The sequence below is a fragment of the Streptococcus sp. oral taxon 061 genome, assembly GCF_964211575.1.
Taxonomy (GTDB): Bacteria; Bacillota; Bacilli; order Lactobacillales; family Streptococcaceae; genus Streptococcus.
In genome coordinates this window covers 42,806-56,393 of the sequence record NZ_CAXOQQ010000002.1, presented here as the reverse complement: position 1 = coordinate 56,393, position 13,588 = coordinate 42,806, and the positions used below count along the sequence as shown (strand labels likewise).

Below are 13,588 nucleotides of genomic sequence, written 5' to 3'. Positions count from 1 at the left end.
TTTGTTATTTTTTTGTAGCTAGGCTACGCTGCGTAGTTTATGATTAAGCTGCGTCTTCTTTGTTGTCTGCAACCGCTTTGACTGCAAGAGCAACGTTGCGCACTGGCGCTTGAAGTACAGAAAGGAGCATAGAAAGAAGTCCTTCGCGACTTGGAAGAGTTGCAAGAGCAACGATTTCTTCTTTTGATGCGACAGCGCCTTCGATTGCACCACCTTTGATTTCAAGTGCTTCAGCGTTTTTAGAAAAGTCGTTCAAGATTTTCGCCGGTGCGATAACATCTTCGTTAGAAAATGCTACTGCAGATGGTCCAACAAAAACAGATGCAAGATCTTCAAGACCAGCTTTTTCAGCTGCACGACGTAAGATTGAGTTTTTGATAACTTTATACTCAACTTCGCTTCCACGAAGCTCACGACGAAGAACTGTATCTTGTTCAACTGTCAAACCACGAGCGTCTACAACGACGATTGATGCAGCAGCTTTCATTTTCTCAGCTACTACGTCAACTAGTTCCGCTTTCTTAGCAATAATTGCTTCACTCATTAGTGTGTTCACCTCCGTAATTATTTTGCTTGGGGAATTTTTCCAAAAGAAAAACGCGCCCAAACCTAGACACGAAAGTACAATACGCTTCTTTTTACATGATACGTTTTGTCCTCGGTAGGATATTTATGAGTCTTGCTCCCCTACTGTCTTAGGCAGTTTTTTCAAACCGTTTATTAGTTTAACATACTTGAGAATAAAAAGCAAGAGTTTTCTCCTGTTTTTTAAAAAAAATTTCTTTTTTGTTTTAGATTGAAATGTACATGTGGCAAGATTTTTTATACTTGACATGTCTGTTTATTTATTGTACTATACAACTGTATATACACTAAAAAGGAGTTATTATGAATACACAAAAGAAAACCCAATTCATGACCGTAACCGCATTACTGACAGCTATCGCTATCCTCATCCCCTTAATTATGCCCTTTAAACTAGTTATTCCTCCAGCTTCTTACACTCTAGGAAGTCACGTAGCCATTTTTATTGCTATGTTTCTTTCGCCATGGATGGCTATCTTTGTAATCGTGGCTTCAAGTATCGGCTTCCTTTTGGCCGGTTACCCAATTGTCATCGTCCTTCGAGCTCTCTCTCATATCTTCTTTGGAACTCTTGGAGCTTTCTATCTTCAAAAACATCCTCAAACCTTGGATAATCCTAAATCTTCTTTGATTTTTAACTTTGTACTCGGTTTGGTTCACGCTGTTGCTGAAGTGTTGGCTTGTATCATCTTTTACGCTAGTACAGGAACAGACCTAAAAAATATGTTCTATGTCTTGTTTGTATTAGTTGGCTTTGGTACAATTATTCATAGTATGATAGACTATTACCTAGCATTAGCTGTTTATAAAGCACTAAAAAAACGCCATTAAGCGTTAAGAAAGAAGAATATGACAAAAAATCGAAAAGAAGCACTTCTACAACTCTTAAAAGAAGCTCAAAAGCCTCTAAACGGACAAAGTTTGGCTAATCGTTTTCATGTAACACGCCAGATTATCGTTCAGGACATTGCAGTACTGCGTGCTGATGGGGCACCAATCCTATCGACCAATCGTGGCTATATTTATAAAGAGAATAAAACGAATCCTTATGTTCACAAACTGTTTAAAGTCAAGCACGAAATGGAAGAAATCGGTCAAGAACTTCTAGCTATCGTCGATAATGGCGGACGTGTTCAGAATACCTTAATTGATCATCCTGTTTATGGAGAAATTGAAACTCTGCTCAAACTTTCTTGTCGTCGAGATGTTCAGCATTTTTTAGAGCAAGTCGAGAAGTCTGACTTTAGACCACTTTCTGAATTAACAGATGGCATCCATTATCACTTAATTGAAGCAGAGAACGAACAAGACCTTCTCTATATCGAGCAGGCCTTAGACAAGTTAGGATATTTGGTAAAAGATTAAAAAGTTTTCTTTTCCCATCCGTCTTCTGTACGACGACGGTAGAAAAATTCTGATTTATCAGGAGCTTCCATCATCTCCATCAAAGGTAACATATCATAAGCCAGATCCAAATTTGGAATCTGGTCTTTTTGTACCCAGGACACTTCTCCTTCTTCAGATGATTGTAGAGTACCAGTAAACTCAGTCACCTTGTAACAAAAGACAATATAACGCTCACCTGTATCCAGTGGCCAATTTTTAATGCCGACAAGTTGAGGATTTTGGATTGTCAGACCTGTTTCCTCGTATATTTCGCGAATAACTGACTCTGCAAAAGCCTCTCCGTCTTCGACATGTCCTCCTGGAAAGGCATAGCCAGACCAATGGTTGCTTTCTGGTGATCGATACTGCATAACCACGCGCTTCTTTTCTAGATCTTCAATCATACAAATATTGGTAAGAATGGTTAATTGTGCTCGAGACATAGGACTCACTTTCTAATCTTTAATTTTCTATCTTATACTTAACTTTAGATTTCATAATCAAAGGATTAACTAAGTCATGATATTCATGAATTTCATGGAGCAAGGAACCTCTGATGATTCTGATTTCATTGTTTTCTTTATTAACGTAGTAGTCTAAATTGATAGGCATAGATGAATCTGGAACCATGGAGAAAAAGAAAAATATCACAAACCAGATTATGAGAGCAAAGAATCCGCTGAGAGCTTGAAAAATCAAATGATGCCATTGAAAGATTCTAGTTTTATAGAAGATAGTCCATGGATGAATAAATAGGGTTAAACAGAGACCAAAGAACCAGATATTCCACAAGACTGGCGTAAAAGCTAAACCAAATAAGCCTAGGACAAAATGAATTAGGGCAAATACCAAGAACAGTAGGTAAAGAATCCTAAATATTGTTAGATGTTTTCTCATGATTAACTCCTTTTCTTTTCAATATATCTCATAAATAGAATCATTAAAGCAGCTACAGTAAAAAAGACCAGATAGGTTGCTATAGGGAACCAAATATAGCGGTGATCTAGGGATAAGAGAGAAGGTAAAATTCCTTTACTATTTTTCCCACCAATCCCAATAAAGAGATGGACTATTAAACCGATACTATTAAGATAGATAAATAAATCTGCAAATCTTTTTATTGTCATCCTTGCCCCAGACAAGTCTAAGAACCAATAGTCAAATAATCGATATACCAGACAAAAAAGATTTATATATATCGGAAAACTATAGTTGATATCTCTGTATGGCGAAGGAATAGGGAGACATTCAAAAATTAGATTCAAACTTAGTCCTATTGCTAGGATAAGACCGAGGATCAAGAAGAATCCTAAAAATTTATGAGAATCTAGCCAAAGATGAAAACTTTCTTTCATTGAGAGATTCTTTTTTGTATTTGAATTTCTTTTATTCTTTCTCATTTGAGTGGATTTCCTTATTTTCTTCTTTTCCCTTTTTCTTTTCAATATACTTGGAAATTAAAATGATCAAAGCAGCCACTAAGAAGAAAGTTATATAAGTAAGAATTGGAAACCAGATGTAGCGGTGATCTAAGGTTAGCAAGGGAGGAATAGACTTTCTATTTCTACCCATTATTCCGAAAAATGAGTGAAACAACAAACCTACTCCATTTAGGTACAAGAATGGATCTGCAAAATCTTGTATTGTCAGCATTCCACCGAAATTATCTCTAAAAACACCTTGATAAAGGATGTTCACTAAGAATATAAGATTCAGAAAGAGCGGAAAGACATAATTGAAGTTTTGATAGGGTTTTGGAATAAGAGTTGTTCCAAAAAACAAATAGAATACCCCAAAAGCTGATAAAAAAAATATACTACTATCTAATAGAAAAGCTATTTTTGAATGTTGTAACAACCACAATTTTACTTTATCTAGCCAGCTCATTTTTTGATGTGGCTTATGGGACTTTTTTGATTTTTTCTGACTCTTATTTTCTTGTTTCATGATATTTTCTTCACTTCTGCTGCGACCTTTTTGAGATGCTGTTCCCGCATACTAGCGGTATTCACATCCCGGCCGACTTCTCCTAAGATACACACGCGCTTGGTTTTGATTCCACAATGGTTCAAGACGGCATTCTTCAAAACAGAGATACCATAACTATCAGGAATGTTGAGAGGGCCCGAAAAGATCTTGTACCACCAAGTAGGCGCCATGGAGGTTGCGTAAATACTGGCTGTTTTCCCTTTTAATAACTTTTTAAACTGCTTGCCTCTAAGGTAATTCCAGATAAAACTCCCCTGATCATTGGCAGAGTATGCAATTCCAGATGTAAAGACCCGATCAATCCAGCCTTTCATAAGGCTAGGCATACTACTCCACCAGATGGGATAAACAAAGATGAAATGATCTGCCCACTTTATTAATTCCTGAGAACGAAGGATAAAAGAATCTTCTTCCATACGTTTTCGATAGCCATAACGTAAAACAGGATCAAAGTCCTCTTCATTAAGGTTGATGACTTCAAGTTCATGGCGATCTGAGTCAATATTTTCTACAATGGTTTGAAAAATAGCCTGACAGTAACTTTCCTTATCAGGGTGTCCATTGATGACTAGAATTTTCATTCGTCTTCTCCTATCTAATCCAACGCTTTGACTTCCAACATCATATCACGAATCTGAGCTGCGAGTTCAAAGTCAAGCACTTCGACGGCTTCTTGCATTTGTTTTTCCAGTTTCTTGACCAATTCTTTACGTTCTTGTTTGTTAAGGCTATTGATATCGACTTCCTTGTCCTCTTCCTTGGCAACTACCTTGGTTACAGAAATCAGGTCACGAATTTCCTTCTTAATTGTTTGTGGACTAATACCGTGTTCTTCATTATAAGCCATCTGAATTTTACGACGGCGAGCCGTTTCATCGATGGCTTTTTGCATAGACTGGGTCATAGTATCTGCATACATGATAACATGCCCTTCACTATTACGAGCTGCACGACCGATGGTCTGAATGAGTCCACGCTCATTACGAAGGAAACCTTCCTTATCAGCATCAAGAATAGCAACTAAACTAACTTCTGGAACGTCAATTCCTTCACGAAGGAGGTTAATCCCAACTAAGACATCAAAAACACCCAAACGCAGGTCACGGATAATCTCTGTTCGTTCTAAAGTTTTGATATCCGAGTGCATGTACTTGACCTTAATCCCCATTTCTTTGAAATAATCGGTCAAGTCTTCAGCCATTTTCTTGGTCAAGGTTGTAATAAAGGTCCGTTCGTTCTTTTCAACACGGGCATTGATTTCACCTAAGAGGTCATCAATTTGTCCCATAGTCGGACGTACTTCCACTTCTGGATCCAAAAGACCAGTCGGACGAATGATTTGTTCAATAACAGTATCAGTCTGCTCGTGTTCATAATCACCAGGTGTCGCTGAAACATAGACGATCTGGTGAACATGGCTTTCAAACTCTTCACGACGTAGTGGCCGGTTGTCCAAGGCAGATGGCAAACGGAAGCCATAGTTGACCAACATCTCCTTACGCGAACGGTCTCCATTGTACATGCCTTTGATTTGCCCCATGGTCATGTGGCTCTCATCAATCATAATCAAAAAATCATCAGGGAAGAAATCAAGAAGGGTGTACGGTGGCTCTCCTTCACTTCGTCCATCCATGTGACGCGAGTAGTTTTCAACCCCGTTTGTATAACCCATCTCACGTAGCATCTCGATATCATACTCCGTACGCTGTTTCAAACGTTGAGCTTCAAGGAGTTTACCTTCCTTCTCAAAAATAGCTAACTGCTCCTCCAACTCAGCCTCAATCTTAGCAATAGCTACTTCCATGTGGTCATCATTGGTCACAAAGTGAGTGGCTGGGAAAATCGCCAAATGATCCACTTCGCCCAGAACTTGACCAGTTAGAGCTTCGACTTCACGGATACGGTCAATCTCATCCCCGAAAAACTCTACACGAAAGGCATGCTCATCACGAGAGGCTGGGAAAATTTCCACCACATCCCCACGGACTCGGAATCTTCCCCGTTGAAAGTCGATGTCATTGCGCTCAAACTGGATATCCACCAAATCATTGAGCAGTTTATCTCGAGAGATTTCAAGACCTGGACGCAAACTAACCACGCTATCAGCGTATTCTTTAGGAGATCCCAAACCATAGATACAAGACACAGATGCAACAATGATCACATCATTACGCTCCAAGAGTGCTGAAGTCGCAGAGTGACGAAGCTTATCAATTTCATCATTGACTGAACTGTCTTTTTCTATATAAGTATCGCTTGAAGGTACATAGGCTTCTGGCTGGTAATAATCATAGTAAGATACGAAATACTCAACAGCATTTTCAGGGAAAAATTCCTTGAACTCCCCATAGAGCTGTCCCGCTAGGGTTTTATTGTGGGCAATGACAAGAGTTGGTTTATTGACCTGGGCAATGACTTGACTCATAGTGTAGGTCTTTCCTGTACCAGTCGCCCCCATCAAGATTTGAGCCTTTTCTCCACCCTCAATATTATCCACTAACTGCTCGATGGCCTGCGGTTGATCCCCAGACGGTTGGTATTTGGATACAAGTTTAAATTTGTTGTCTGTTATTCGATTTATCATAATAGCCTCATACACATTTTCTATCCTTCTATTTTACCATAAAAAGGAAAGAGTTTCTGTTTCTCAACAGACTACCTTACCTTGTTACATGTTATATCTTCTGCCATCAAAATATAAAATGTTTGCCGTTCTTCAACTTTTTTGATATAATTTAAAAATATCTTGAAAGGAGACATCACATGAATAAGAAAATTCTAGCTTGTTTGCTAATTTTATTTCCTATTCTTTCACTAGGAATAGCAAAAGCTGACACAGAAAAAACGAAGTATGCTATCGCCAGTGACTCATCTTTTGCACCATTTGTTTTCCAGGACTCAAGCAATCAATACACTGGTATCGATATGGATCTAATCAAGGCAATCGCTGAAGACCAAGGTTTTGAAATCGAGATTACTAATCCAGGTTTTGATGCTGCTATTAACGCAGTCCAATCTGGACAAGCAGACGGTATCATTGCAGGTATGTCAGTTACTGATGCTCGTAAAGAAACCTTTGATTTCTCTGATTCTTACTATACAGCAAATACTATTCTTGGTGTTAAAGAATCAAGTACCATTTCTTCTTATGAAGATTTGAACGGTAAGACTGTAGGTGTGAAAAATGGTACTGCTTCACAAACCTTCCTAACAGAAAATCAAAGTAAGTACGGTTACAAGATCAAAACTTTTTCAGATGCTGCATCTATGTATGATAGCTTAAACACTGGTTCAATTGATGCCGTTATGGACGACGAACCTGTTATTAAATATTCTATTAGTCAAGGACAAAAGTTAAAAACACCAATCGCAGGTACTCCAATTGGTGAAACTGCCTTTGCTGTTAAAAAAGGAAGCAATCCAGAATTGCTAGAGAAATTCAACAAAGGGCTTGCAAACCTTAAGGCAAATGGAGAATTCCAAAAAATCCTTGATAAGTATCTAGCTAGCTATTCTACTACTACAAGTTCAACCGCAGATGAAACAACTGTCTGGGGCTTGTTGAAAAACAACTACAAACAACTTCTCAGCGGACTCGGAATTACTCTCTCATTAGCACTGATTTCATTTGTAATTGCGATTTTCATCGGTATTATCTTCGGTATTTTTAGTGTCAGCCCTTATAAATCACTCCGTTTGATTTCAGAGATTTTCGTTGACGTTATCCGTGGTATTCCACTCATGATTCTTGCAGCATTTATTTTCTGGGGTATTCCTAACTTTATCGAATCCCTCACAGGTCAACAAAGTCCAATCAACGACTTTGTCGCTGGTACAATCGCTCTCTCTCTAAACTCAGCAGCCTACATCGCTGAAATTGTTCGTGGTGGTATCAAGGCCGTTCCTGTTGGGCAAATGGAAGCTAGTCGAAGTCTGGGTATTTCATATGGAAAAACCATGCGTAAGATTGTCTTGCCTCAAGCAACCAAACTCATGCTTCCAAACTTTGTCAACCAATTTGTTATCGCTCTTAAAGATACAACAATCGTATCTGCAATCGGTTTGGTAGAACTCTTCCAGACTGGTAAGATTATCATTGCTCGTAACTACCAAAGTTTCAAAATGTATGCAATTCTCGCAGTCTTCTACCTTGTGATTATCACTCTTCTAACTAGATTAGCGAAACGCTTAGAAAAGAGGATTCAATAATGGCAAAATTAAAAATTGACGTTCATAACTTACATAAACAATATGGTAAAAACAAAGTCCTTAAAGGAATTTCAGCAAAATTCTATGAAGGAGATGTTGTTTGTATCATTGGACCTTCTGGTTCAGGTAAGTCAACTTTCTTGCGTAGCTTAAATCTCCTCGAAGAAGGAACAAAAGGAAGCATCACAGTTAATGGCTATGATTTGACGGATAAATCTACCAATGTAGACCATGTTCGTGAAAATATCGGAATGGTATTCCAGCACTTCAATCTCTTTCCACATATGACCGTATTGGAAAATATCACTTTCGCTCCTGTAGAACATAAGTTAATGACTAAGGCTGAAGCTGAAAAATTAGGTATGGAACTCCTTGAAAAAGTTGGGCTTGCTGACAAGGCCAATGCCAATCCTGAAAGTCTATCCGGTGGTCAAAAACAACGTGTGGCTATCGCTCGCGGTTTGGCTATGAATCCAGATATCATGCTCTTTGACGAACCAACTTCTGCCCTTGACCCTGAGATGGTCGGCGACGTTCTGAATGTTATGAAAGAGTTGGCTGAACAAGGCATGACTATGATCATCGTAACCCATGAAATGGGATTTGCCCGCAAGGTTGCCAATCGAGTTATCTTTACTGCCGACGGTGAATTCCTAGAAGATGGTACACCTGATCAAATCTTTGACAACCCACAACACCCTCGTCTAAAAGAATTTTTGGACAAGGTTCTCAATGCTTAAAAAACTGCAAGGTAAACCTTGCAGTTTTTTTCTCACTTGTATTGGAATTTTGGATTTTTTAGAAAATTATGATAAAATAAAGGGTATGAAAATGGGGATTCCTCATGCCTAGGATATCTAGGAAAGTAAATAGAAATTAGGTAGCTGGATGTCATCTAAAGTTATTGTTACAATTTTTGGTGCTAGTGGAGATTTGGCTAAACGCAAGCTTTACCCTTCACTCTTTAGACTTTATAAATCAGGTAATCTGTCTGATCATTTTGCTGTTATTGGAACTGCTCGTAGACCTTGGAGTAAGGAATATTTCGAATCTGTTGTTGTCGAATCTATTTTAGACTTGGCAGATAGCGCAGAAGAGGCTCAAGCTTTTGCTAGTCATTTTTACTATCAAAGTCACGATGTTAATGACACTGAGCACTATATCGAATTACGTAAGCTTCAGGCTGAGTTAAATGAAAAATATCAAACTGAACACAACAAGCTCTTCTTCCTCTCAATGGCACCACAATTCTTTGGTACCATCGCCAAACACCTCAAGTCTGAGCAAATCGTTGACGGTAAAGGCTTTGAACGTTTGATCGTTGAGAAACCTTTCGGAACGGATTATGAAACTGCAAGCAAACTAAATGAAGAGCTTCTAGCTACTTTTAACGAAGAGCAAATCTATCGTATCGACCACTATCTTGGTAAAGAGATGATTCAGAGTATCTTTGCCATTCGTTTTGCCAATATGATCTTTGAAAATGTTTGGAATCGGGAACATATTGATAATGTGCAAATTACCTTTGCAGAACGTCTAGGTGTTGAAGAGCGTGGTGGCTACTATGATGAGTCTGGTGCCCTTCGAGACATGGTTCAAAACCACACACTTCAGCTGCTGTCACTCCTTGCTATGGATAAGCCTGCAAGCTTTACAAAGGATGACATTCGCGCAGAGAAAATCAAGGTCTTCAAGAACCTTTACCACCCTACAGATGAGGAACTTAAAGAGCACTTCATCCGTGGTCAGTATCGTTCTGGTAAAGTTGATGGCATGAAGTACATTTCTTACCGCAGCGAACCAAATGTCAACCCAGAATCAATGACAGAAACCTTTGCTTCAGGTGCCTTCTTTGTCGATACTGATCGCTTCCGTGATGTACCTTTCTTCTTCCGTACAGGTAAACGCCTAACTGAAAAAGGAACACACGTAAACATCGTCTTCAAACAAATGGATTCAATCTTTGACCAACCTCTAGCACCAAATATTTTGACCATCTATATCCAACCGACGGAAGGATTCTCTCTTAGCCTTAACGGTAAAGAAGTTGGAGAAGAGTTCAAACTTGCACATAACTCGCTTGACTATCGAACAGATGCAACTGCAACAGGTGCTTCACCAGACCCATATGAAAAACTGATCTATGATGTTTTGAACAATAACTCAACAAACTTTAGCCACTGGGAGGAAGTGAGTGCATCATGGAAATTGATTGACCGTATCGAGAAGCTTTGGGCTGAAAACGGTGCTCCACTTCATGACTACAAGGCTGGTAGCATGGGACCACAAGCTAGCTTTGATCTCCTTGAAAAATACGGTGCCAAATGGACTTGGCAACCAGATATCGCCTATTGTAAAGATGGTCGTTTAGAATAATCAAAAACATCCTGCAAGAATTCTTGCAGGATTTTCTTATTTATAGTAGACCTTCTAAAAGACCCTTCATAAAGTTTTCAGAGTTAAACTCACCGATATCATCGATTTTTTCACCAAAACCAATTAGCTTAACAGGGATATTGAGTTCCTCACGGATAGCAAGAACAACCCCACCTCGGGCAGTTCCATCAATTTTTGTTAAGACTATTCCTGTGACAGGAGTAATTTTTGAGAATTCTTTAGCTTGTACAAGAGCGTTTTGCCCAGTTGACGCATCAAGAGCTAGGAAGGTTTCATGAGGCGCTTCTGGAACTACGCGTTTGATGATACGACCAATCTTTTCCAATTCTGCCATTAAGTTTTCTTTGTTTTGCAGACGGCCAGCTGTATCAATCATGAGAATATCAATGCTTTCTGCTACTGCTCGTTCCATCCCATCAAAGACAACGCTAGCTGGATCTGCTTTTTCAGGGCCAGTAACGACAGGAACATCCACACGACGCCCCCATTCTGCTAACTGAGCAACCGCACCCGCACGGAAGGTATCCGCAGCAACAAGCATAACCTTTTTACCAGCTTGTTTGTATCGATTAGCTAATTTACCAATTGAAGTTGTTTTCCCGACCCCATTAACTCCAACAAAAAGCATAACCGTTAATCCATCTTGGAAATTAATATTTTCATTATAAATGCCGTCCTTTTCATATAGCTCTACCAATTTTTCGATGATAACACGGCGAAGGGCATCAGGTTTCTTAGCATTCTCAAGCTTGGCTTCATAACGCAATTCTTCCGTAAGATTTGAAGCCACCTGCACACCAACGTCACTCATGATGAGCAGTTCTTCAAGTTCTTCAAAAAAGTCTTCATCGACTGAGCGGAAATTTGCAAAGAAAGCATTCAAACGGGCACCGAATCCAGTACGCGTTTTCTTAAGACTACGGTCATATTTTTCTTGTTCAGTCTCTTGGACTTGAGGAGTTTCTTCGATTGCTTGGTTTGCTTCCTCTTCTTCAAAAAACTCTGTTACTGCTTCGTCTGATTGAGGCTGAACTATTTCTTCCTCGTCACTATCATTTGAAGGAATATCTTCAACATGAGTCGCTTCCTCTTGAGGACTATCTGCCTCTTGGACTTGATTTAACTCTTCTCGAGAAACCTCAACTTCATCAACTGATTCGACAATAGTTTCTTCGTCAACCTCTGCTTTAAATAAGTCTTCATCATTTTCTTCGGCTACGACAGTCCCATCTTGCTCTTTGACTTCGATATTTTCAGATTCTAGCGTCTCAGTTTGCTCGCTATCATCCGATAAATCAATGTTTTCTAGAGCTTCTTTGACAACATCTTCAATTTTAGGTTCTTCGATTTTTCCAAATAAACGGTCAAATAATCCCATTCTTTAGTTCTCCTTCAATACATATTTTTCAATTGCCCAGGCGACAGCTTCTCCGTCATTGGTCATTGGTGTTACCACATTTGCCACAGCCTTAACTGCCGGCACAGCATTTTGCATAGCAACACCGAGACCGGCCCACTCAATCATCGAAAGGTCATTAGCTTCATCTCCGCAGGCCATGACTTGACTTTGGTCAATTCCCAGGTGTTCAATCAGTTTAGATAATCCTGTCGCCTTATGAACATTCTTTGGTGACCATTCTAGCAAGAGTTCACGTGATTTAAAAATTTCATATTGGTCGTATAATTCTGGTGAAATCTTCTGAATAGCCGCGTCCAAAGGCTCCTGAGGAAAGGCAGTCACACATTTATTGTATGTTACCTGACTAGACAAATCTCCAAAAGCAGTTGGAACAAAAGTTAGAGCCGGGTTAAACTGAGCATATAAACTTTCTTGGTCAGACTGAATCTGGTATACTGTTCCTTCTGAAATTGCATCTAAGGGGATTCCTAGTTTTTCAGTTTCTTCATAAATACGTGTCACATCATCAATTGAAAAGACTGTCTTATCAAGAATCTCACCTGTATTTTTCTGAACCAATCCACCGTTGAATGTGATAGTATATTCATCATCATGGCCATCTGTTCCAAGCTCTTTAAGGAAGAAATCCATGGCCTTGAGAGGACGTCCAGTTGTTAGGACTACCTTGACCCCTTGTTCACGCGCAGCCTTTAAAGTTGCCTTGGTACGATCAGTTAATTTCTTGTCTGTCGTCAGCAAGGTTCCATCCAAGTCTAGGGCAATTAATTTAATATCTGCCATTATAACCCCTCCATATAAGCGATAACTGATTGGTCCTTATGGTGACCGATAACTGTTTCGGCAAGTTCCAAAATCTCTGGGCGAGCATTTTCAGGTGCGACTGGGTGCCCTACAACTTGCATCATGTGAAGGTCATTGAGATTGTCACCGAAGGCCATCACTTGATCCATATTCAGATTTAACTTCTTAGCTAATTCGACAATCGCAACTCCCTTGTCCACATAATCAAGAACAATATCAATGGATTCAAAACCTGTCGTCATTGCCTTAACACCAGGAACATGTTCATTGACCCAAGCTTCGCCAGCTTCTACTGTCTCTTCTGTAAAGTTCGTTGTGAATTTGAAAATCTCATCGGTAATATCTTCTAGACTAGCTACTTTTTGAATATTCTCATTGTAATGATGACTAAACATGAGATAGGTTTCATCTACAGTATCTAAAACATAGCAAGCTTTCTTACCAGTCAAGAGCATCTTCTTTTCATCAAAATAAGGTGAAGTCTTTAGCTTTTCAAATGTTGATAAGTAAAAATCTCTAGGCATGGTCGCTTCATAGAGGTCTTGTCCATGAAAGCGAACCAGACTCCCATTTTCGGCGATAAAAATAATCTCATCTTTGACATCCGCAAAATGCTTTTCAAGCGACAAAAGACCACGACCAGAAGCTACAGCAAAGTAAATTCCTTTTTCTTTATAAGAATGGAGGAGCTTTTTTAAGCGCTCCCTATCAAATTGGCCAGCTTCATCCAAAAAAGTCCCGTCCATATCAGTTGCGACTAGTTTAATCATAAATACTTCTATTCTCCAGTTGTAAATCTAT

At 39.2% G+C, this 13,588-nt stretch carries 15 protein-coding genes and 1 other annotated feature; of the genes, 5 read left to right on the top strand and 10 right to left on the bottom strand.

What is annotated here, in order from left to right; genetic code table 11:
* Positions 1–43: 43 nt before the first annotated feature.
* Positions 44–544: a 50S ribosomal protein L10 gene (gene rplJ / locus AB8E63_RS01895; protein WP_006152070.1), complete on the bottom strand. Its 501-nt coding sequence runs from the start codon at positions 542–544 to the stop codon at positions 44–46.
* Positions 545–582: 38 nt separating this feature from the next.
* Positions 583–718: a sequence feature (ribosomal protein L10 leader region), on the bottom strand.
* A gap of 170 nt (positions 719–888) precedes the next feature.
* On the opposite strand from rplJ, the gene AB8E63_RS01890 reads away from it, so the two are divergent.
* Both AB8E63_RS01890 and AB8E63_RS01885 read left to right on the top strand, forming a co-directional pair.
* Positions 889–1,416, top strand: coding sequence for a hypothetical protein (locus tag AB8E63_RS01890; RefSeq protein WP_368909687.1), 528 nt, complete (start codon positions 889–891; stop codon positions 1,414–1,416).
* A gap of 18 nt (positions 1,417–1,434) precedes the next feature.
* Positions 1,435–1,950 carry a transcription repressor NadR gene (locus AB8E63_RS01885; RefSeq protein ID WP_368909685.1) on the top strand — a complete coding sequence of 172 codons (516 nt, stop codon included), beginning with the start codon at positions 1,435–1,437 and terminating at the stop codon, positions 1,948–1,950.
* Here the strand turns inward: AB8E63_RS01885 and AB8E63_RS01880 are convergent.
* Genes AB8E63_RS01880 through uvrB form a run of 6 tightly spaced genes read right to left on the bottom strand, consistent with a single transcriptional unit; the run spans position 1,947 to position 6,544 of the window.
* Entirely contained in the window at positions 1,947–2,414 is a 468-nt protein-coding gene (locus AB8E63_RS01880; RefSeq protein WP_368909684.1) for an 8-oxo-dGTP diphosphatase, read from the bottom strand. The genes AB8E63_RS01885 and AB8E63_RS01880 overlap by 4 nt on opposite strands.
* A 19-nt stretch (positions 2,415–2,433) precedes the next feature.
* The gene (locus tag AB8E63_RS01875; protein ID WP_368909683.1) at positions 2,434–2,868 is read right to left on the bottom strand and encodes a hypothetical protein; all 435 of its coding nucleotides are present in this window, start codon (positions 2,866–2,868) and stop codon (positions 2,434–2,436) included.
* Positions 2,869–2,870: 2 nt separating this feature from the next.
* The gene (locus AB8E63_RS01870; RefSeq protein WP_223334250.1) at positions 2,871–3,371 is read right to left on the bottom strand and encodes a hypothetical protein; all 501 of its coding nucleotides are present in this window, start codon (positions 3,369–3,371) and stop codon (positions 2,871–2,873) included.
* Positions 3,358–3,918: a hypothetical protein gene (locus tag AB8E63_RS01865; protein ID WP_368909682.1), complete on the bottom strand. Its 561-nt coding sequence runs from the start codon at positions 3,916–3,918 to the stop codon at positions 3,358–3,360. The genes AB8E63_RS01870 and AB8E63_RS01865 overlap by 14 nt, the downstream gene beginning before the upstream one ends.
* Positions 3,915–4,541, bottom strand: a complete 627-nt coding sequence (locus tag AB8E63_RS01860; RefSeq protein ID WP_368909681.1) for an NAD(P)H-dependent oxidoreductase — start codon at positions 4,539–4,541, stop codon at positions 3,915–3,917. The genes AB8E63_RS01865 and AB8E63_RS01860 overlap by 4 nt, the downstream gene beginning before the upstream one ends.
* Before the next feature lie 14 nt (positions 4,542–4,555).
* A complete protein-coding gene (uvrB, locus tag AB8E63_RS01855) occupies positions 4,556–6,544 on the bottom strand; it encodes an excinuclease ABC subunit UvrB (protein WP_368909679.1) in 1,989 nt (662 codons plus the stop codon).
* 179 nt (positions 6,545–6,723) lie between these two features.
* Here uvrB and AB8E63_RS01850 point away from each other — a divergent pair, with 179 nt between their 5' ends.
* The 3 genes from AB8E63_RS01850 to zwf all read left to right on the top strand — a co-directional run bounded on the left by AB8E63_RS01850 (position 6,724) and on the right by zwf (position 10,545).
* Positions 6,724–8,169 (top strand): amino acid ABC transporter substrate-binding protein/permease, encoded by a 1,446-nt coding sequence (locus AB8E63_RS01850; protein ID WP_368909678.1) that lies wholly within the window; start codon positions 6,724–6,726, stop codon positions 8,167–8,169.
* The gene (locus AB8E63_RS01845; RefSeq protein WP_049494477.1) at positions 8,169–8,909 is read left to right on the top strand and encodes an amino acid ABC transporter ATP-binding protein; all 741 of its coding nucleotides are present in this window, start codon (positions 8,169–8,171) and stop codon (positions 8,907–8,909) included. Before AB8E63_RS01850 ends, AB8E63_RS01845 begins: the two co-directional genes overlap by 1 nt.
* Positions 8,910–9,057: 148 nt before the next feature.
* Positions 9,058–10,545: a glucose-6-phosphate dehydrogenase gene (zwf, locus tag AB8E63_RS01840; protein WP_368909676.1), complete on the top strand. Its 1,488-nt coding sequence runs from the start codon at positions 9,058–9,060 to the stop codon at positions 10,543–10,545.
* A 40-nt stretch (positions 10,546–10,585) separates the two neighbouring features.
* Here the strand turns inward: zwf and ftsY are convergent, their stop codons facing one another.
* Genes ftsY through AB8E63_RS01825 form a run of 3 tightly spaced genes read right to left on the bottom strand, consistent with a single transcriptional unit; the run spans position 10,586 to position 13,557 of the window.
* Positions 10,586–11,944 carry a signal recognition particle-docking protein FtsY gene (gene ftsY, locus AB8E63_RS01835; RefSeq protein WP_368909675.1) on the bottom strand — a complete coding sequence of 453 codons (1,359 nt, stop codon included), beginning with the start codon at positions 11,942–11,944 and terminating at the stop codon, positions 10,586–10,588.
* Between the two features lie 3 nt (positions 11,945–11,947).
* The gene (locus AB8E63_RS01830) at positions 11,948–12,766 is read right to left on the bottom strand and encodes a Cof-type HAD-IIB family hydrolase (RefSeq protein ID WP_368909674.1); all 819 of its coding nucleotides are present in this window, start codon (positions 12,764–12,766) and stop codon (positions 11,948–11,950) included.
* Complete coding sequence (locus tag AB8E63_RS01825) at positions 12,766–13,557, bottom strand: Cof-type HAD-IIB family hydrolase (protein ID WP_368909673.1); 792 nt, start codon at positions 13,555–13,557, stop codon at positions 12,766–12,768. The genes AB8E63_RS01830 and AB8E63_RS01825 overlap by 1 nt, the downstream gene beginning before the upstream one ends.
* Between the last annotated feature and the right edge of the window lie 31 nt (positions 13,558–13,588).

Excerpts from the sequence above, each read along its gene's own strand:
- rplJ (WP_006152070.1), bottom strand. The coding sequence starts at position 544 with ATGAGTGAAGCAATTATTGCTAAGAAAGCGGAACTAGTTGACGTAGTA.
- AB8E63_RS01890 (WP_368909687.1), top strand. The coding sequence starts at position 889 with ATGAATACACAAAAGAAAACCCAATTCATGACCGTAACCGCATTACTG.
- AB8E63_RS01885 (WP_368909685.1), top strand. The coding sequence starts at position 1,435 with ATGACAAAAAATCGAAAAGAAGCACTTCTACAACTCTTAAAAGAAGCT.
- AB8E63_RS01880 (WP_368909684.1), bottom strand. The coding sequence starts at position 2,414 with ATGTCTCGAGCACAATTAACCATTCTTACCAATATTTGTATGATTGAA.
- AB8E63_RS01875 (WP_368909683.1), bottom strand. The coding sequence starts at position 2,868 with ATGAGAAAACATCTAACAATATTTAGGATTCTTTACCTACTGTTCTTG.
- AB8E63_RS01870 (WP_223334250.1), bottom strand. The coding sequence starts at position 3,371 with ATGAGAAAGAATAAAAGAAATTCAAATACAAAAAAGAATCTCTCAATG.
- AB8E63_RS01865 (WP_368909682.1), bottom strand. The coding sequence starts at position 3,918 with ATGAAACAAGAAAATAAGAGTCAGAAAAAATCAAAAAAGTCCCATAAG.
- AB8E63_RS01860 (WP_368909681.1), bottom strand. The coding sequence starts at position 4,541 with ATGAAAATTCTAGTCATCAATGGACACCCTGATAAGGAAAGTTACTGT.
- uvrB (WP_368909679.1), bottom strand. The coding sequence starts at position 6,544 with ATGATAAATCGAATAACAGACAACAAATTTAAACTTGTATCCAAATAC.
- AB8E63_RS01850 (WP_368909678.1), top strand. The coding sequence starts at position 6,724 with ATGAATAAGAAAATTCTAGCTTGTTTGCTAATTTTATTTCCTATTCTT.
- AB8E63_RS01845 (WP_049494477.1), top strand. The coding sequence starts at position 8,169 with ATGGCAAAATTAAAAATTGACGTTCATAACTTACATAAACAATATGGT.
- zwf (WP_368909676.1), top strand. The coding sequence starts at position 9,058 with ATGTCATCTAAAGTTATTGTTACAATTTTTGGTGCTAGTGGAGATTTG.
- ftsY (WP_368909675.1), bottom strand. The coding sequence starts at position 11,944 with ATGGGATTATTTGACCGTTTATTTGGAAAAATCGAAGAACCTAAAATT.
- AB8E63_RS01830 (WP_368909674.1), bottom strand. The coding sequence starts at position 12,766 with ATGGCAGATATTAAATTAATTGCCCTAGACTTGGATGGAACCTTGCTG.
- AB8E63_RS01825 (WP_368909673.1), bottom strand. The coding sequence starts at position 13,557 with ATGATTAAACTAGTCGCAACTGATATGGACGGGACTTTTTTGGATGAA.